The 18,214-nt window shown below is 70.4% G+C and carries 14 protein-coding genes; 8 read left to right on the top strand and 6 right to left on the bottom strand.

Features of this window, described 5'->3' with window-relative positions:
• Positions 1-30: 30 nt before the first annotated feature.
• Positions 31-177, bottom strand: coding sequence for a hypothetical protein (locus ACMGFH_RS00070; RefSeq protein WP_415380736.1), 147 nt, complete (start codon positions 175-177; stop codon positions 31-33).
• A gap of 121 nt (positions 178-298) precedes the next feature.
• On the opposite strand from ACMGFH_RS00070, the gene ACMGFH_RS00065 reads away from it, so the two are divergent.
• Entirely contained in the window at positions 299-991 is a 693-nt protein-coding gene (locus ACMGFH_RS00065; RefSeq protein WP_415380735.1) for a class I SAM-dependent methyltransferase, read from the top strand.
• A gap of 85 nt (positions 992-1,076) precedes the next feature.
• On the opposite strand, the gene ACMGFH_RS00060 is transcribed toward ACMGFH_RS00065, so the two are convergent.
• Complete coding sequence (locus tag ACMGFH_RS00060; RefSeq protein WP_415380734.1) at positions 1,077-1,943, bottom strand: universal stress protein; 867 nt, start codon at positions 1,941-1,943, stop codon at positions 1,077-1,079.
• Between the two features lie 8 nt (positions 1,944-1,951).
• Positions 1,952-3,871 carry an SLC13 family permease gene (locus tag ACMGFH_RS00055; protein ID WP_415380733.1) on the bottom strand — a complete coding sequence of 640 codons (1,920 nt, stop codon included), beginning with the start codon at positions 3,869-3,871 and terminating at the stop codon, positions 1,952-1,954.
• Between the two features lie 269 nt (positions 3,872-4,140).
• Between ACMGFH_RS00055 and ACMGFH_RS00050 the strand changes: the two genes are divergently transcribed.
• Entirely contained in the window at positions 4,141-5,682 is a 1,542-nt protein-coding gene (locus tag ACMGFH_RS00050) for a SagB/ThcOx family dehydrogenase (protein WP_415380732.1), read from the top strand.
• Positions 5,683-5,697: 15 nt separating this feature from the next.
• On the opposite strand, the gene ACMGFH_RS00045 is transcribed toward ACMGFH_RS00050, so the two are convergent.
• Complete coding sequence (locus ACMGFH_RS00045; protein ID WP_415380731.1) at positions 5,698-5,862, bottom strand: hypothetical protein; 165 nt, start codon at positions 5,860-5,862, stop codon at positions 5,698-5,700.
• A 119-nt stretch (positions 5,863-5,981) separates the two neighbouring features.
• Here ACMGFH_RS00045 and ACMGFH_RS00040 point away from each other — a divergent pair, with 119 nt between their 5' ends.
• Positions 5,982-7,208 (top strand): NAD(P)/FAD-dependent oxidoreductase, encoded by a 1,227-nt coding sequence (locus ACMGFH_RS00040; protein WP_415380730.1) that lies wholly within the window; start codon positions 5,982-5,984, stop codon positions 7,206-7,208.
• A gap of 354 nt (positions 7,209-7,562) precedes the next feature.
• Here the strand turns inward: ACMGFH_RS00040 and ACMGFH_RS00035 are convergent, their stop codons facing one another.
• On the bottom strand, positions 7,563-8,495 hold the full coding sequence (locus ACMGFH_RS00035) for a sulfide-dependent adenosine diphosphate thiazole synthase (RefSeq protein ID WP_415380729.1): 933 nt from the start codon (positions 8,493-8,495) through the stop codon (positions 7,563-7,565).
• Between the two features lie 153 nt (positions 8,496-8,648).
• On the opposite strand from ACMGFH_RS00035, the gene ACMGFH_RS00030 reads away from it, so the two are divergent.
• From ACMGFH_RS00030 to hutH, 5 genes are all read left to right on the top strand, one after another.
• Positions 8,649-9,572: a thiamine-phosphate synthase family protein gene (locus tag ACMGFH_RS00030; protein ID WP_415380728.1), complete on the top strand. Its 924-nt coding sequence runs from the start codon at positions 8,649-8,651 to the stop codon at positions 9,570-9,572.
• 69 nt (positions 9,573-9,641) lie between these two features.
• The gene (hutU, locus tag ACMGFH_RS00025; RefSeq protein WP_415380727.1) at positions 9,642-11,489 is read left to right on the top strand and encodes a urocanate hydratase; all 1,848 of its coding nucleotides are present in this window, start codon (positions 9,642-9,644) and stop codon (positions 11,487-11,489) included.
• The gene (locus tag ACMGFH_RS00020; RefSeq protein WP_415380726.1) at positions 11,482-12,624 is read left to right on the top strand and encodes an agmatinase family protein; all 1,143 of its coding nucleotides are present in this window, start codon (positions 11,482-11,484) and stop codon (positions 12,622-12,624) included. The genes hutU and ACMGFH_RS00020 overlap by 8 nt, the downstream gene beginning before the upstream one ends.
• Positions 12,617-13,942: an imidazolonepropionase gene (hutI, locus tag ACMGFH_RS00015; protein WP_415380725.1), complete on the top strand. Its 1,326-nt coding sequence runs from the start codon at positions 12,617-12,619 to the stop codon at positions 13,940-13,942. Before ACMGFH_RS00020 ends, hutI begins: the two co-directional genes overlap by 8 nt.
• Positions 13,935-15,587, top strand: coding sequence for a histidine ammonia-lyase (gene hutH / locus ACMGFH_RS00010; RefSeq protein ID WP_415380724.1), 1,653 nt, complete (start codon positions 13,935-13,937; stop codon positions 15,585-15,587). The genes hutI and hutH overlap by 8 nt, the downstream gene beginning before the upstream one ends.
• Before the next feature lie 30 nt (positions 15,588-15,617).
• On the opposite strand, the gene ACMGFH_RS00005 is transcribed toward hutH, so the two are convergent.
• Positions 15,618-18,167 (bottom strand): AAA family ATPase, encoded by a 2,550-nt coding sequence (locus tag ACMGFH_RS00005; RefSeq protein ID WP_415380723.1) that lies wholly within the window; start codon positions 18,165-18,167, stop codon positions 15,618-15,620.
• Positions 18,168-18,214: the final 47 nt, after the last annotated feature.

Raw genomic sequence — 18,214 nt, 5'->3', positions numbered from 1 at the left:
CCGCGCTGTCGCGTGACCCGGGCCCTCGGTCTATACCTCGCTCCCGTCGAACCGCTCGTGGCGCTGGTCGTCCATCTCGGCGAGGTGGTCGCGGATCACGCTTCGTCTCCCCTTCCGGTTGCACGCCGTCGCCGGACACGCGACGTACTCCCGCTGTGATGCCTCGGTATCGGGCATGTACGGACTTACGCTCGCTCCCGCAAAGTTCCGTCTGCCCAGATACGTCCCGGATACCTTCGGGTCGTATACCCGAAAATATTATACACTGATGTACAGACTAGTTCGATAGGGAACACAGATGTCGGGAGAGAAGTTCGAAGTCGCGGACGACTTCCTGACGATCGGACGGACGTTCGCGGAGTACCGGCGGATGTTCGACCTCGGGGTCGAGGACCTGGCGGGCCGCGAGATACTCGACTGCGGTGGTGGCGCGGGCGCGTTCACCGCCACAGCCGCCGAGCTGGCGGACAGGGTCGTGGCTGTCGATCCCCTGTACGGGCCACCGCCCGACGCGCTCGAATCCGACCTCGACGCGGCGATCGAGTACAACGTCGCGCAGCTCCGCGAGAAGCGGGATCTCTTCGTCTGGGACGTCTACGGGGACGTCGACACCCGCGGGCGGTACCTCCGCGCGGCCGCCGAACGCTTCCTCGCCGACTACGCGACCCACCCGGACCGCTACGTCGCCGGCGGCCTCCCCGACCTCCCCCTCGGCGACGACAGCGTCGACCTCGCGCTGGTCGCGAACCTCCTGTTCGTCTACGACGACCGGCTCGACCGCGAGTTCCACGCGGCCGCGCTCCGAGAACTGGCCCGCGTGGCCCGCGATGCGGTGCGGGTGTTCCCGCTGCACTCGCTCGACCGCACCCGGTCGGGGTACGTCGATCCGGTCGTCGATTCGCTCAGGGCAGACGGCCACGCGGTCTCGCTCCGCGAGGTCCCCTACGAGTTCCAGCCCGGCGCGACGGAGATGCTCGTGATCGAACCGTGAGCCGACCGGTCGGCGCGCTGTGGCGTCGACGCCGTCGCGTCGATCCGTCTGGGCGACAGGATTCCGCCGGTGCGTCGAGTCCAGGTCACTCTCGCGCGGGGGTCCGGACGGTCAACACGGGTCTGCTGGCGCCGCGTACGACCGCCGTGGCGACGCTGCCCATCACGAACCGGTCGAGACCCGTCCGCCCGTGGGTCCCGACCACGATCAGGTCGACGTCCTGTTCGTCCGCGAACTCGAGAATCGTCCGTTCGGGTTCGCCCTCCCGCGTCTCGGGCGCGACGTCGACACCGTCCTGCGCACCGCGAGCGCGCAGGGCGTCGCCGATCGCTTCGCCCTGCTGTTCGAGCACGGCGTGCAGCGCCCCCGTGCTCCCGAATCGGCTGTCGACCACGTAGAGGCCATAGACCGTCGCGTCGTGGGCGGCGGCGAGTCCGAACGCGTAATCGCGCGCGTGCTGAGCGCTCTCGCTCCCGTCGGTCGCCAGCAGGATGCGGCGGATCCCCCGGTCGACGTCGGGACCGTCCGCGCGGACGATCAACACCGGCATCGTCGAGTGCTGGGCGACCTGTCGGGCCACCGAGCGCCGGAGGAACCGGGCCAGTCGCCCGCGGGCGTGCGCACCGATCACGACGAGGTCGACCTCGTTCGCGGACGCGTCCTCGACGATTTCCTCCGTCGGGTGCCCGACGGCGATCGCTCCAGTGGCGGCGACACCGGCGTCGTCGCAGGCCTCGGTCGCCTCGTCGAGAGCCGACTGCGCTGCCTCCCGCACCGACGCCTCGATCCGATCGCCGAGATCGGAGTCGCGGGAGCGCTCGGGGACGGCGCTCCTGTCGACGACGGCGAGCGCGCGGACCGTCGTATCGTCGTCGGCGAGCGCGAGCGCGTACCTGACGGCGCGATCGCTCGCCTCGCTCCCGTCGACTGGGACGAGTATCCGGTCGAACATACGATCCGTTAGAGCCCCCACAACAAGGCGATTCCGAGGACGGTCACCATCGAGAGGAGAAGTTGCAGCGGGGCGCCCACGCGCATGTAGTCGGTGAACCGGTAGCCGCCCGGGCCGTAGACGAACAGGTTCGTCTGGTAGCCGATGGGGCCGAGGAACGCGGTCGACGCGGCGAAGGTGACCGCCAGCACGAACGCGAACGGGTTCGCGCCGATAGCGGTGGCTGCGGCCGCCGCGACGGGGATCATCAACACCACGCTCGCGTTGTTGCTGATCACCTCGGTGATCAGTCCGGTCGTGACGTAGAACACCCACAGCACGAGCAGGTCTGGGAGGAAGCCCGCCGACGCTGCCACCGCGCTGCCGACGAGCGCTGCGGCGCCGGTCCGTTCGAGCGCCACGCCGAGCGGAATGACACCCGCTAGCAGGAAGATGATAGTCCAGTCCACCGACTCGTACAGCTCGCCCGGTCCGAGCACGCCCGCGACGACCATGGCGACGACGCCGGCGAGCGCGGAGACCAAGATGTCCTGCTGGAAGCCCGCGACCACCGAAAGCTGCTGGATCCCGGTCGCACCGACTAGAACGGTCGCGAGCAACTCCCACGGGAGCGCCACGAGGCCCACGACTCCGATCATGATCGCGATCGCGTGCGGGATCTTCTCGGACCGGTAGTCGGGGTCGCCGACGTCCCGCGAGAGAACGAAGTCGCGGGTCCGCGCGAGGCGGTCGACGCCGCCGTCGCTCGCCCGGACGAGGAGCGTGTCGCCCCCCCGGATGGTGAAGTCGTCGAGGCGGTCCCGGACGGCACCGCTCCGCGTTCGAAGGGCCAGGACCGTCGCGTCGTAGCGCCCCCGGAACGGCGAACTGCGGAGAGTCTCGCCGACGAGCGGGGAACTCGACGGGACCACGACCTGCACGAGCGACCGGTCGTCCGTCGCCGCCCGATCGGCAGCGTCGACCGCTTCGCCCGCTCCCGGAAGGACCAGCCCGTCGACGCTGTCGAGTCCCCCGAGCGTCTCGCTGCTCGCCCGGATCAGCAGCGTGTCGTCCGGTCGGAGTCGCCGCTGGTCCAACCCGTCGGTGAACCGCTCACCGTCGCGGACCAGCTGGAGGAGGTCGGCGTCCACGTCGGACGCTTCGACCGCGGTCGTCGCCCGCCGACCCACGAGGGGCGACCCGTCGTCGACGACGACTTCCGCGAGGTACTCCTTGACGCCGGGTTCATCGACGGCTACATCCGGCGGGACCCGTTCGGGGAGGAGCCGATGGCCGATGGTCACGAGGTAGATCCCCCCCACGACGAGGACGACGGCGCCGAGCGCGGTGAACTCGAAGAAGTCGAACGCGTGGAGGCTCGGGTACTTGCGGGAGAGCCGCGCCGACGTGGCGCTCGCGAGGATGTTCGTCGACGTCCCGATGAGCGTGAGCATGCCGCCGAGTTGCGAGGCGTACGAGAGGGGGATCAGCAGTTTCGACGGCGACGTGTTCCCCTTGTGGGCGACGTCCGAGATGACGGGCACGAGGATCGCGACGACCGGCGTGTTGTTGACGAACCCTGACAACGGCCCGGCGACACCGATGGTCGCCAGCAGTTGCCTCTCGAGGCTATCGCCGGCGAACGCGGCGATCTTCCGGCCGACGATCTGGACGGCACCCGTCCGGCTGATCCCCGCGCTCAGGATGAACATGGCGAGGACCGTTATCGTCGCCGGGCTGGAAAAGCCCGATATCCCGTCGGTCGGCGAGATCTGGGTCCACGGTTCGAGCACGATCAGCGTGACCATGATCGCGATAGCGGTCACGTCGATGGGGAGCCACTCCGTCACGAAGAGCACGACCGCGGCGAGCGTGACGGCGAACACCACGAGCATCTCGGGAGTCACGCCCGCCGGAGGCACCGCCTGCCCGACGCTCGCGGAGACCATAGCGACACGAACGGATGTACCGGTTAAGAAGGCCTGTATACGTTGAACCGGCCGCTCCGCGCGACGGCGTCCCCCGGAGCGCCGTAGAGAGCCGTTACTCGGAGCCGACGTTCGGTTATCGACTGCCATCCCGGCGATAGGAGGCGCGTTCGCCGGGGGCATCGCGGGGACGGACTGGCCGTCGAGTCCCGGAACGGCTGGGGCGCCCCCAGTGACATCGACCCCCGCGGCTCCCCAAGGGGTTAGTTCCGACCGGTCGAACGGATGGCATGGTCGACGCCCGCGAGTACCACGAACGGACGAATCATTCTCCCGAGAAGCTCCGCCAGGAGTCGTTCCGGCTCGACCGGACGAACCAGCCCCGCCCGTACAAGGTCTACGAGCACCTCCCCCGGATCGCGCCCGGCGGTGACCCGGACCCACCCGAAACCCCGGCCCTCGCCGCCGTGGCGGCGACCGATCCCGAGCCGCCCGACGGGGTTCCGGATCCGTCGGGCGACCCCGACATCCAGACGCTCTGTCACTACGCCGCCGGGATCACGAAGGAACTGGAGATCCAGGGGCAGTCGATGCCGTTCCGGGCCGCCGCCTGCACGGGGAAGCTCTATCACGTCGACCTATACGCCGTCGCGGGCGAGTGCGGGCAGTTCGACCCCGCAGTGTACCACTTCGACCCGGACTCGGGCGAGTTCGACGTGCTCCGGGAGGGCGACTACCGGCCGGTGCTGACCGAGACCTCCGGCGACCACGCGGGCGTCGCGGAGGCGCCGGTCACGTTCGTCGCCACCTCCCAGTGGTGGCGGAACGCCTGGAAGTACCGCGAGCGCACCTACCGCCACGCCTTCTGGGACTCCGGGACGATCCTCGCGAACCTGCTCGCCGTCGCCCACGGGAGCGGCCACCGCACCGAGGTGGTCGCGGGGTTCGCCGACGACCCCGTCGTCGACCTGCTCGGTCTGGACCCCGACGAGGAGGCGCCGCTGGAACTCGTCCCCGTCGGCTCGGGCGCACCCGTCCCCGACGCGCCGAACTCGGCAGACCTCGACCCCATCGACCCCGACGAACGTCCGCTCTCCGACGACCCCGTCGACTACCCGCTCGTCCCCGACGCGTGGCGCCAGAGCCGACTCGACGACGGTGTGGCCGCCGACGCCTGGCGCGACGGGGTCGCCGCGGAAGTCGCGGACGCCTCGCTCGGCGCGCGCCCCGACACCGACGGGGAGCGGGTCGCACTCGACCCCGTCGACGCGGAGACGGCCTCGGCGCGACCGGTCGGGAACACTATCGAGCGACGCGGCTCCTGTCGCGACTACAGCCACGACCCCATCAGCGCCCGGAAGTTCGCGACGGTGCTGGACCGGGCGCTCCGCGGGGTCCCCGCCGACGCCTTCGCCGGCGACCTGCGAGGACTCGTCGACTGCTACTGCCTCGTCCACGCGGTCGAGGACATCGACCAGGGCGTCTACGAGTACCACCCCGGGAGCGACGAACTGGAGTGGGTGGGCGAGACCGACCGGGAGACCGCCGGGCACCTCGCGCTCGGCCAGTCCGTCGTCGGCGACGCGGCGGTGAACGTCTACCTCGTCGCCGACGTGGACGCGGTGGTCGAGGAGTTCGGGAATCGTGGCTACCGGCTCGCGCAACTGGAGGCCGGGATCGCGCTGGGCCGACTGTATCTGGCGACGTACGCCCACCTGGAACTGGGCGGTCGCGGGTTCACCTTCTTTGACGGCGAGGTCGCGGAGTACCTCTCGCCGCACGCCGACGGGCAGACGCCGATGACGCTCTTTGCGTTCGGCAAGCCGGCGTGAGAACCGAGGGCGTGGTTAGGTCGGGTCGGTCGTGGTGTGATGAGGCCCGAGCGGCCCGTGTTCGGGGCAGACACCCGCGATCGGCGTCGCGTTGAGACAGCACTGCCGGCTGTCCGTGGCTGCGAGCCCCGTCGAGAGTTCCGCCCCGCAGAGTCGGCAGTACTCGGTCTCGTCGGTCACTCACCTCGGCGTTCGGATCTCGCGAGTATAGGTCCGTCGGTGGCCTCCGTCCGGGAGAGTGTGCGTCCCTCTCAGGCCGCCGCAGTCTCTAATACACCACCGTTCGACGAGGCGATCAGATGGGAACGACGCGACACGCGGTCGTCGGCGGCGGTATCGTTGGCGCGAGCGTCGCCTACCACCTCGTCGAGCGGACGGACGACCCCGTCGTCGTCTACGAGTGCGGAGAGCTGGCGGCCGAGACGACGTTCCGGGCGACCGCGATGATCGGCGTCGCCGGTCCCGACCCGTACCACCGCATGAAGGAGTACGGCTTCCGACTGTACAACGACTTCTTCGCCGACCCGGCGGCAGATCCCCAGTACAGGCAGTCGGGCCGGCTCAGGGTCGCGACTTCGACGGCCGGCGCCAGCGAACTCGCCGGGTTCGCCCGCGCCGGTTCCTCCTCCGAAGGAGGCGACGCGCCGGACGGCGCGGAGAAGTACGCCAACAGCCCGGTCAGCTACGTCCCGGGCGAGCGGGTCGACCGGCGGTTCATCGTCCCCCCGCTGGAGACCAAAACCGTGGAAGGCGCGCTGTACCGGCCCCAGTACGGGTACGTACAGGACGACAGCAGAACGCTCGGCCCCCGTGAACTGGCCCTGGAGTTCGTCGAGCGCGCCAGGGACCAGGGGGTCTGCTTCGAGACGGATACCGAAGTGACTGACATCCATACCGAGGACGGGCGCGTGACCGCTATCCAGACCGACGGACGCGACACGACCGCCGTCAAGTCAGTCGTCTGCGCGGCCGGCCCGTGGAACGACCGGGTCGGGTCGCTCGCGGGACTGGACCTCCCGATCGAACACGTCCCATCGCCGGTGTTCGCGCTGCAACTCGACGAGCCGTTCCGGTATTCGCTCCCGATGATCAAATCCCACGAGTCCTCGGTCGGTATCCACCCGAAGCGCGACGACCTCGTCCTCGTGACCTACACACCCGACAGCGACGAGCGCCAGTCCACCTACGACCCCTCGGCGGTGAGCGACACCGCCCCCGACGAGTACCGTGAAACCGCGCTCCGATGGGCCGAACGGTTACTGCCGGTTCTCGGAGACGCAGAACTGGTGGACGAGTGGGTCGGCGTTGGGACGAGCACACCTGACGGCAAGCCAATCGTGGGCTGGACCGCCGTCAAGGGACTCTCACTGGCTGTGACGAGAGCCGGCATCCAGTACGCCCCTTCGGTCGGCTCCATCGTCGCCCGACAACTCGTCGACGGCCACCCGACCGAGTACTACGACGCCGTGTCGATCTCCCGATTCGACGGGTGGACGGACGGGAGAGATTCGACTGGAAGACCCTGAGCCGTATCGCAGTTCTCGAACAGCCCCGAGCGTCCTCGACCCGCTCGCTATGAGTTGGATGAACCGCTACCGAAAGCAGGCGACGAAAGCCCTCGACCCGCTCGCACGGTCTGTGCGGGATATCCTCGCTACGCTCGGATAGTGGCCCGCGCAGACCGCGCCACCGGGTCTCGCCCTTTCAGTCCACCAGGACAGCACCGCAGAGAGCCACACACCTCCCCACCCGATTGCGTTGCTCGTCGCAAGCTCCTGCGCTACTCATCCCTCGCGCGGCTTCGTCTCACGCCCTCGCTGTCGCTCGGGACCCTCGACAGCGCGCGCCAAAAATAAAACTGTGACGGCGAAACTGTGGTCTTAGTCGTCAGCGGAGGCCGCTGCGTTGCGGCTGGTCAGGTCGACGGGCTCCGCGTCGACCTCCAGTTCGTCCAGCGCGACCTGGGCGGCGCGCTTGCCGGAGACGAGCATGGCGCCGAAGGTCGGACCCATGCGCGGGAGGCCGTAGGTCGTCGCGGTGGCCATGCCGGTGACGACGAGGCCGTCGTGGGCGAGGCCGGTGTGCTCGACGACGGCGTCCTCGCTCTCGCCGACCCACATCGAGTCGTGGCCGGGCGAGTCGTGGCCGGGCGCGCCGTAGGTGTCGTCGCCGGTCTTGTCCATGCCGCTGGCTTCCTCCTCCAGACCGGGGGCGTTGAGGACGCCGCGCTCGTCGAGCTTCTTGACGGCCATCGCGTCGTGGCCGGTGGCGTCGATGACGAGGTCGGCCTCGACGGCGATGGGGTCGACGCAGGTGATCTCACGCGGGAGCGCGTGGACCGGCGTCCAGTTCATGACGATGCCCCCCACCCTGTGATCCTCGCGGATCACGATGTCGGTGAACTCCGTCATGTTCTGCATCTTCGCGCCCGCGTCGCAGGCGGCCTTGATGAGGCCGGAACAGGCCTCGGGACCGTTGGCGACGTACAGCCCCTCGGAGTCCTGGGACTGCTTGTGGTCGACCTCCAGTTCGTCGAGGACCTGCTGGGCGGGGTCCCGGACGGTGACCTTGTTCATGAGGAACCCGCCCAGCCAGAAGCCGCCGCCGAGGTAGTTGTTCTTCTCGACGACCATCACCTGCACGCCGCGCTCGGCGAGCTCCTTCGCGGCCATCAGCCCGGAGGGGCCGCCACCGACGATGATGACGTCCGAGTCCGAGAAGTCCATGAACTCCTCGGTCCACTCCTGGCCGATCGCTCGCGTGACTTCCGCTTCGCCGACGTCGCTGAACTTGTCGAAGCCGTCTTGGCTCATATTACTCGGTGTTAACAGCCAGTGGTAAAACGTCTTTCGCTATAATACGGTTGTACAATGGCATTTTCGGCAGGGAACGGTGGTCGAGCCGCTGCACGTCGAACCCGCCGGTTGTACAACGCACTTATACACCGGCCGGGAGAATCGGGGGGTATGTCGCTGCGGCTACCGAGCGAGATCGTGGTCGAGCGGTTCCTGCCGACCGCGCGGACCATGCTGGCCGCGGAGTTACACGACCGCGGGTTCACCCAGAAGGAGGTCGCCGACCGCCTGGGCCTCACCCAGGCGGCGGTCAGCAAGTACCTCCGCGGGGGCGTGACCGTCGAGGACCGCTTCGCCGAGGACGAGCGGATGCAGGCCACGGTCGACGCCATCGCCGACGGGTTCGCCGACGGTTCGATGGACGGCTACGAAGCGCTCGCCGAACTACTGGACCTCGTCCGCGCCTTCGAGGACCGCGGCCCGATCTGCGCGGTCCACGAGGAGGAGATGCCCGCGCTGGAGGGGATGGGCTGTGATCTGTGCGTCCGCGGCACGGACGACGCCGTCCTCGCCGAGCGCGAGGCGCTCGCCGCGGTCCGCCGGGCGTCCCGGCGGATATCGAACGCGCAGGGGATGGCTTCGTTCATCCCGAACGTCGGCACGAACGTGGGGACGGCCGTCCCGGGCGCCGCCGACGCGACCGACGTGGCCGCCGTTCCCGGCAGGCTCCAGGCGGTCAACGGTCGGATCGTGGTCCCCGCCGACCCCGAGTTCGGCGCCTCCCAGCGGGTCGCGGGCGCGATCATCGCCGCGATGAGCGTCGAGTCGGACGTGCGCGGGGCGTTGAACCTGGCGACCTCCGCGGAACTACTCGACGCCGCGCGCGAGCGCGGCATCGACCCGCTGGAGTTCGACGCGTCCTACGAGGACCGCGGCGAGCGACTGCGCGAGCGGTTCCGCGAGCGCGGCGCGGTCCCCCGCCTCGTCTACCACGAGGGAGCGTTCGGCATCGAACCCGTCTGCCACGTCTTCGGCGAGACGGCGGTCGAGGCGGCCGCGCTCGCCGTCGAACTGCTCGAACGAGTCGACGGATAGGCGCGTGGTGCGTCCCGAGAGCGGTCGCGCCGCCACCGTCCTTTTGTCCGTCTCGACCCAAGTCACCGCATGGCACAGCAGACGACCGACAGCGCCGCGGTCGGCGAGCCGAGCGACCAGTGGCGCGCCTACCAGGGGGCGCCGACGGGGACCGACATCGAGTGCGAGGGGTGGCGCCAGGAGGCCGCGCTCCGCATGCTCAACAACAACCTCGACCCGGAGGTCGCCGAGCGCCCGGAGGACCTCGTCGTCTACGGGGGGACCGGCCGCGCCGCCCGCTCGTGGGACGCCTACGACGCGGTCCTCGGGGAACTTCGCGAACTGAGCGACACCGAGACCCTGCTCGTCCAGTCGGGCAAACCCGTCGGGCGCTTCGAGACCCACGAGCGGGCGCCACGGGTCCTCATCGCCAACTCCAATCTCGTCGGGAAGTGGGACAACTGGGAGCACTTCCACGAACTCGAGGCGAAGGGCCTCATCATGTACGGCCAGATGACCGCCGGGTCGTGGGCGTACATCGGCACGCAGGGCATCATCCAGGGGACCTTCGAGACGCTCGCGGAAGCGGGCCGACAGCACTTCGGGGGCGAGGCGCGAAGCGCCTCGAACGCGAGCGGGGAGCAGAGCGACCCGCGAGCGGCGTCTCTCGAAGGGCGGATCGTCGTCACCGGCGGACTCGGGGGGATGGGGGGCGCCCAGCCGCTCGCGGTGACGATGAACGAGGGAGTCTGTATCGCCGCCGAGGTCGACGAGGCCCGCATCGACCGGCGCATCGCGACCGGCTACTGCCAGGAGAAGACGGACGACCTCGACGAGGCCATCGAGCGCGCCGAGGAAGCCGCCGCGGCCGGCGAGCGCTACTCCGTGGGCGTCCACGTCAACGCCGCGGACATGCTCGAAGCGATGCTGGAGCGGGGGTTCGTCCCCGACATCGTCACCGACCAGACCGCCGCCCACGACGCGCTGGAGGGGTACTACCCGTCGGGCTACACCATCGCCGAGGCGGACGAGTTGCGCGAACGGGACCCCGAGCGCTACGAACGGGAGAGCCTCGACACGATGGAACGGCACGTCGACGCCATCCTCGAACTCCGGGATCGCGGCGCGGTCGCCGTCGAGTACGGCAACAACATCCGCGGGCAGGTAGCCGACTGGCGGGCAGATCGAGGCAATGGTGACGGCGAACGGCAGTGGCCGCTCTCGGGTGCCGCGGCCGGTGAGCGCGACCCCTTCGATTTCCCGGGCTTCGTCCCCGCGTACGTCCGACCGCTATTCTGCGAGGGTAAGGGCCCCTTCCGCTGGGTTGCGCTCTCGGGCGATCCCGACGACGTCCACCGCACCGACGAGGCGGTGAAGGAGCTGTTCCCCGAGAAGGAGGCCCTGCACCGCTGGATCGACCTCGCACAGGAGCAGGTGGCCTTCCAGGGGCTCCCCGCGCGGGTCTGCTGGCTCGGGGCCGAAACCGACGAACAGGGGGTCACCGAACGCGCCCGCTTCGCTCTGCGGATCAACGACCTCGTGGCCGACGGGGAGATAACGGCCCCCGTCGTCGTGACGCGCGACCACCTCGACGCCGGCAGCGTCGCCTCCCCCTTCCGCGAGACCGAGGACATGCGCGACGGCTCCGACGCCGTCGCGGACTGGCCGATCCTCAACGCCCTCCTGAACTGCGCTGCGGGCGCGGACATCGTCTCCGTCCACGACGGCGGCGGCGTCGGCATCGGCAACGCCCTGCACACGAACAACCACGTCGTCCTCGACGGCACCGACCTGGCCGCCGAGAAGGCCCGCCGCGTCTTCACGACCGACCCCGGGATGGGCGTCGTCCGCCACGCCGACGCGGGGTACGAGCGGGCGCACGAGCAGGCCGACGACTCCGGAATCCCGATCCCGATGGAGGACCGAGCGGATGAGTGAGAACGCCCGCGATGCCTCCGGCAACGATGGTCTCGTCCCGCCGCCCGAGTGGGTCGGACCGTCCGCCGACCCGAACGACGAGCAGTTCGGCGACGTGGTCGAACCGGCGACGCTCGACGACCTCGACGAGTACGGCGCCGTGATCGTCGGCGAACCGTACGACGGCGCAGTCATCGGCCGCCGTGGCGCCGCCGAGGGGCCGACAGCCATCCGCGAGTCGCTCGCCGAGACGAAGACGCACCACGTCGACCTGGGACCGATCTCCGTCGCGGGTGACCCCGCCGACGAGGACGGCGAGAACGTCCCCCACGAGCGCATCCATGGGCCGATCGGCCCAGAAGTCGGTCTGGCGGATCTGGGAGACGTTGCACTGCCCGAGGCCGACGAGAGGTCCCCGAGCGGTGACGGCGGTGACGGCGGCGACGTGCCGGTCGACGACAGGGACCGGGAACCGTCGGTCGAAGCCGTCCAGGAGCGTGTCCGCGCGGTGACGAGCGACCTGTACGGGCGGGGCGTGGTCCCGGTCTTCCTCGGTGGCGACAACTCGCTTACCTACCCGAACGCGGCACCGCTGCTCGATCAGGGATCGCTCGGCGTCCTTAGCTTCGACGCACATCTCGACTGCCGCGAGGTCCGGGAGGGGACCGGCCCGACCAGCGGCACGCCCTACCGGCAGCTCCACGACGACGGTCTGGACGCCCTCGCAGTCCTCGGCGCCCGGAACTTCGAGACGTCGACTGCCTACCACGACTACCTCCACGAGCAGGGCGGCCGCGTGTTCACGCCGACCGACGTGGCGGAGGCGCCCATCGACGCGATGGACGACGCCATCGCCTCGCTGGGCGACGTGGACGCTATCTACGTCAGCGTGGATCTGGACGTGCTCGACGCGGCCGCCGCGCCGGGCGTCAGCGCGCCGACGCCGGGCGGGCTCACGACGCGGGAACTCTACCGGTTGCTCGAACACGTCGCGACCCACGGCCGCGTCGCGGGGTTCGAGGTCGTCGAGTGCGCGCCGCCGCTGGACCGCGACGGTCAGACGGTCGACGCCGCCGCCCGGGCGGTCGCCCACTTCCTCGCCAGCCTCGCCGCGCCGAAGGGTCGCCACTCGCGACGGGGGGCGCTCGATGCCTGAACTGACCGCCGTCGTCCGCGACGCCGCCGAGGTCGCGACAGCCACCGGCGACCTCCGGAGCGACGACCCCGCCGGTGTCGTCGAAGGCGCCGCCGTCGCCGTCGTCGACGGCGAGATAGCCGCCGTCGGCCCCACTGACGAGGTAACTCGCGAGCACCCGCCGGAGAACGCAACCCACGCGGTCGACGCTCACGGTCGAGCGGTGATCCCGGGGTACGTGGACTCGCACACCCACGCCCTGTTCGCGGGCGACCGCTCCGACGAGTTCGAGGCGAAGCTCCGCGGGACCAGCTACGGCGAGTTGCTCGCCGCGGGCGGCGGGATCCACCGGACCGTCCGCGCGACCCGTGGCGCGAGCGACGAGCAGTTGCTGGACAACCTGCTCGACCAGCTGGACGTGATGGTCGCCCACGGCACGACCACCGTCGAGGTCAAGTCCGGCTACGGCCTCGACGTCGAGACCGAACTGCGGATGCTGGAGGCCATCGACCGCGCCGACGACCGCCACCCCGTCGACGTGGTCCCGACGTTCATGGGCGCCCACGCCGTCCCGCGAGACTACGACGGGGGCGGCGACCCCGTCGACGCCAACGACTACGTCGACCGGGTCGTCTCCGAACAACTGCCCGCCGTCGGGGATCAGGGCATCGCCGAGTTCTGCGACGTGTTCTGCGACGAGGGCGCGTTCACCGTCGAGCAGTCGCGACGCGTCCTCGAAGCCGGAATGGAACACGGTCTCACGCCGAAGGTCCACGCGGAGGAACTCGCCCACCGCGGCGGGACGAAACTCGCCGCGGAGGTGGACGCCGCCAGCGCCGACCACTTGCTGCATGCCACCGACGAGGACGTGCAGGCGCTGATCGACGCGGACGTCACACCTGTACTCCTGCCGGGGACCGCGTTCGGCCTCGGCGCCGACTACGCCGACGGGCGGGCGATGGTCGACGCCGGCGCACCGGTCGCCGTCGCCACGGACTTCAACCCGAACTGCCACTCCCAGAGCATGGGATTCGCCTCCGCGCTCGCCTGTGTCGAGATGGGATTGACGCCCGCAGAGGCCCTCGTCGCCGGGACGCGCAACGGCGCCCGGGCCCTCGACCGCCCTGACCTGGGGGCCGTCCGCGAGGGCGCGCCCGCGGACCTGGTCGTCCTCGACGCACCGTCGCACGTCCACGTCCCCTACAGCTACGGGATCAACCGCGTCGCGACCGTGCTGAAAGAGGGCCGCCCGGTCGTCGGTCCCGAGTGGGTCGGCGAACCGGGCGACTCCCCGCGGGACGAGCAGGGTGACGAGTCAGGCGGTGACGCCGATGTCTGAGGTCGTCCTCGACGGCGAGTCGCTGACCCCGGCGGACGTGGTCGCGGTCGCGCGCGAGGGGGCAGCGGTCTCCGTCGCCGAGGACGCCCGCGAGGCCGTCCGCGCGTCCCGCGAGCGCGTCGACGACGTGCTCGCGAGCGACGAGGCGGTCTACGGCGTCAACACGGGCTTCGGCGAACTCGTGGACGAGCGCATCCCCCGCGAGGACGTCGAGACGCTGCAGACGAACCTGTTGCGCAGCCACAGCGCCGGGGCCGGCGAGGAACTCCCCGCCGAGGCCGTCCGCGCGATGCTCGTGGCCCGCGTCAACGCGCTCGTCAAGGGCTACTCGGGGATCCGCGAAGTCGTCGTCGACCACCTCGTCGCGATGCTGAACGAGGGGATCACGCCGGTCGTCCCGCGGACCGGCAGCCTCGGCGCGAGCGGCGACCTCGCGCCGCTGGCCCACGCGACCATCGTCCTCATCGGCGAGGGCGTCGCCGAAATCGACGGCGACGCCGAAGACAGTGGCGAGCACCCGCACGAGAACGGTGGCCGCCGACGCCTCGCCGGCGAGGAGGCGCTCGCCCGCGCCGACCTCGAACCGCTCACCCTGCGCGCCAAAGAGGGGCTGGCGCTCATCAACGGCACGCAACTCTCCGTCGGCCTGGGCGCGCTCCTCGTCGCGGACGCCGAACGGCTCGTCCGCGCGGCCGACGTGGCCGGGGCGCTCACGACGGAGGTGACGATGAGTTCCACGGTGCCGAGCCACCCCGCGATCCAGGCGGCCCGGCCCCACGACGGTCAGATGGAAAGCGCCGCGAACGTTCGCCGCCTTACTGCCGACTCCGATATCGTCGAGTCTCACCGCAACTGCGACCGCGTGCAGGACGCCTACTCGACGCGGTGTCTGCCGCAGGTCCACGGCGCCGTCCGCGACGCCGTCGCGCACCTCCGCGAAGCCGTCGAGACCGAACTCAACAGCGCGACCGACAACCCGCTGGTGTTCGCCAGAGACACCGTGGCCGACCCGGGCGAGGACGTTGGCACCGCGGCCGCGGCCACGCGCGCCAGCGGCACCGACCGCGCGGCCGTCCTCTCCGGCGGCAACTTCCACGGCGCGCCGCTCGCCCACCGCCTGGACTACCTCGCCGCGGCCCTGACCGACCTCGCGGCCGTCAGCGAGCGCCGCGTCGATCGCATGCTCAACCCGAACACGCAGGAGTCGCACCTCCCGCCCTTCCTCACGCCCGACCCCGGCGTCCGCTCGGGCCTCATGATCGCCCAGTACACCGCCGCCGCGCTGGTCAACGAGTGCCGCGGAAACGGCCGCCCCGCCACCGACAACACGCCCGTCAGCGGCAACCAGGAGGACCACGTCAGCATGAGCGCCACCTCCGCGTTCCAGGCCCGCGACGTCGCCGAGCGCGTGGGCCGCGTCCTCGGGATCGAACTGCTCTGCGGCGCCCAGGCCGCCGAGTTCGTCGACGACGATCTCACGCCGGGCCGAGGCACCGGCGCGGCCTTCGAGGCGGTCCGCGAGCGGGTCCCACCTCTAGAGGAGGACCGCCCGCTGGCCGGCGAGATCGAGACCACCGCGGACCTGGTCGCGTCGGGCGCCCTCGAATCACGAGTGACCGAGGCGCTGGACGAGCCGCTGGAGTGAGTCGCTGTCAGGGCCGATAGCGACGCCAGCTCACCCGGAGAATCGCAGGTCTGACCCGGCGTCGCTGGCGTCGTAGCGGTCGCCGTCCGCCCAGTTGCGCAGGCTCGACTGGGTCTCGAACAGCGCCGTGTCGAGGTGGTCCGTCCGGATTTCCTCCCCGTCCTGCAGGGCGTTGCGGGCCGCGTTCTCCGCGAGGAGTTCGATATCGCTGGCCGCGTACCCCTCGGTCCCCGCGACGATCCGGTCCCAGTCGACGTCGTCGGCGACCGGCCGGTCGTCGAGGTGCAGGTCAAGGATGGCCTGCCGCGCCTCGGCGTCGGGCGGCGGGACCTCCACGCGCTCGTCGAAGCGACCCGACCGCCGGATCGCCTGGTCGACGTCTTCGAGGAGATTGGTGGCGCCCACGACGACGACGTCGTCGTCCTCCAGCGATTCGAGTTCGGTGAGGAGCTGGTTGACCATCCCCTGCTGGCCGGACTGCAGGTCGCCCCGCGACCCGGCGACGGCGTCGATCTCGTCGACGAAGAGGAGGCAGGGCGCGTTCGCGCGGGCGATCTCGAACATGTCGGCGACGTTCTGCTCGGGCTTGCCCATCCACTTGCTCGTCAGGTCCGCCGGCGACACCTCCACGAACGCGTGGCCGAGTTCGCCCGCCAGCGCCCGGGTGACGTGGGTCTTCCCGCAGCCTGGCGGGCCGTAGAGCAACAGCCCGGAGAGCACGTCGATGTCGTAGCGCTCGTAGGCCTCGGGCTGTTCCAGCGGGTCGATCACGGTCTCCCGCAGGCGGGCTTCCAGGTCCGCCATCCCGCCCACGTCGTCGAACGACTGGTCGACGTCGACCGACACCAGCGAGTGCGCCGACAGGTCGACGCCGTCGGGCTGGACGACGTGGGTCCCCTCCTTGTGGGAGACGCCGACCCAGTCGCCGATGCTCGACTCGGTCTCGTCGAGCCCGATTTCGAGGTGGGACTGGCCGATCGGCTCCTCGTCGCGCAGCGCCGCGCGGGCGGCGTTCTCGGCGATCAGCTCGACGTCGCTCGCCGCGTAGCCGACCGTCTGTTCGACGACGGGCGACAGGTCGAGGTCGTCGACCGTCGGCCGCCCCGCGAGGTGCAGGTCGAGTATCGCGCGACGCGCCTCGGCGTTCGGCGGCGGCACCTCCACGCGCTCGTCGAAGCGGCCCGACCGCCGGATCGCGGGGTCGACGTCTTCGAGCAAGTTGGTGGCACCCACCACGACGACGTCGTGATCGTCCAGCGACTCCAGCTCCGTCAGCAGTTGGTTGACGAGCTGCTGCTCGCTGGAGTTCATGTCGGTCTCGCCGCCGCGGTCGCCGGCGATCCCGTCGATCTCGTCGACGAAGAGGAGACAGGGGGCGTTCGCGCGAGCGATCTCGAACACGTCGGCGATCTTCTGCGCCGGTTCGCCCATGTACTTGCTCGTCACGTCCGCGGGCGACACCTCCACGAACGAGTGGCCGAGTTCGCCTGCCAGCGCCCGGGTCACGTAGGTCTTCCCGCAGCCTGGCGGACCGTGCAGGAGTACGCCGTTGACGACGCTCAGGCCGTAGGCGGCGAAGCGCTCGGGGTCGGTGACCGGCCGGACGACCTTGTGCCGCAGCGTCTCCTTCAGCTCGCCCATCCCGCCGACTTCGCCGAAGCCGTGGTCGGGCGATGGATCGACCAGCGACTCGGCGTTCATCTCGACGCCGTCGGGCTGGACCACCTCGGTCGCACCGTCCGTCGCGCCGGCCTCGCTCCGACCGGTCGATTCGAGCGGTTCGGGACCGCCCGTATGGTTCGTCTCGGCGCCGCTGGTCGGCCCGGTTCCGCCGGCGTCGTCGGCCGCGTCGGCCGCCCGCTGGACGCGGTCGAGGTCGACCTCGTGGCCGTACTCGCCGACGACCGTCGGGTCGGCCGATACCCACTCGGCCACCCAGCCGTCGGGGTGTTCGACGTCGGCGTCCCCCTCGTCGCGGAAGGAGACGAGATACGCGTGCTCGGCGCTGCCCGCGCGGAACTCCGCGAGCCAGAACGGGAGGTACACGCGGCTCACGTCCGTCACCTCGATGCCGCCGTCGGGGTCGAAGTCCTCCGGCAGGCCGTGGGCGTCCCTGAACTTGTTGAGGAAGACCGCGGCGGCCTCCTCGCCGGCGGCGGCCCGGCGCTCGCGGTAGTCGATCAGTCGCTCGACCAGCACGCTCTCGGCCCGGTCGTTGGTGGCCTGGAACTCCAGCATCACCGTCGTCCCGAGCGAGGGGTGCTCGGTGCCCAGATCGAACGCGTCGGGGTCGACCGTCACCGGGTCGGCGGTGCCGTCGACGTACTCGTGGACGAACCGGTCGTTGCCCTCGACCAGCCCGTCGACGAGCGTCGTCGCCGTCTCCGCGCTCGACCCGAACGACAGCAGCTCCGACGCCTCGTACTCGAACTCCAGGCGGAAGGCCGGGTAGAGCACCCGGTGGAGGCGGTCGAGGCGCTCCCCCGGCCCGAAGGGGGTCACGGTCCGCTCGTCCAGGGCCGCGCGGACCGTCTCTTCGTCCGGTAGCCGCCGGTCGAACGCGAAGCGTTCCGGGACCACGTCAGGCCACCCCGCCACGTGCGAGCGTCATTACAGTCGAGTGTCAC

The organism is Halosimplex rarum, from assembly GCF_047715405.1.
GTDB classification, from domain to species: Archaea; Halobacteriota; Halobacteria; order Halobacteriales; family Haloarculaceae; genus Halosimplex; species Halosimplex rarum.
This window is presented reverse-complemented; position numbering and strand designations above follow the sequence as displayed.

Bases quoted from the DNA above. Each gene is read 5' to 3' on its own strand.
- ACMGFH_RS00070 (WP_415380736.1), bottom strand. From the start codon at position 177: ATGCCCGATACCGAGGCATCACAGCGGGAGTACGTCGCGTGTCCGGCG.
- ACMGFH_RS00065 (WP_415380735.1), top strand. From the start codon at position 299: ATGTCGGGAGAGAAGTTCGAAGTCGCGGACGACTTCCTGACGATCGGA.
- ACMGFH_RS00060 (WP_415380734.1), bottom strand. From the start codon at position 1,943: ATGTTCGACCGGATACTCGTCCCAGTCGACGGGAGCGAGGCGAGCGAT.
- ACMGFH_RS00055 (WP_415380733.1), bottom strand. From the start codon at position 3,871: ATGGTCTCCGCGAGCGTCGGGCAGGCGGTGCCTCCGGCGGGCGTGACT.
- ACMGFH_RS00050 (WP_415380732.1), top strand. From the start codon at position 4,141: ATGGTCGACGCCCGCGAGTACCACGAACGGACGAATCATTCTCCCGAG.
- ACMGFH_RS00040 (WP_415380730.1), top strand. From the start codon at position 5,982: ATGGGAACGACGCGACACGCGGTCGTCGGCGGCGGTATCGTTGGCGCG.
- ACMGFH_RS00035 (WP_415380729.1), bottom strand. From the start codon at position 8,495: ATGAGCCAAGACGGCTTCGACAAGTTCAGCGACGTCGGCGAAGCGGAA.
- ACMGFH_RS00030 (WP_415380728.1), top strand. From the start codon at position 8,649: ATGTCGCTGCGGCTACCGAGCGAGATCGTGGTCGAGCGGTTCCTGCCG.
- hutU (WP_415380727.1), top strand. From the start codon at position 9,642: ATGGCACAGCAGACGACCGACAGCGCCGCGGTCGGCGAGCCGAGCGAC.
- ACMGFH_RS00020 (WP_415380726.1), top strand. From the start codon at position 11,482: ATGAGTGAGAACGCCCGCGATGCCTCCGGCAACGATGGTCTCGTCCCG.
- hutI (WP_415380725.1), top strand. From the start codon at position 12,617: ATGCCTGAACTGACCGCCGTCGTCCGCGACGCCGCCGAGGTCGCGACA.
- hutH (WP_415380724.1), top strand. From the start codon at position 13,935: ATGTCTGAGGTCGTCCTCGACGGCGAGTCGCTGACCCCGGCGGACGTG.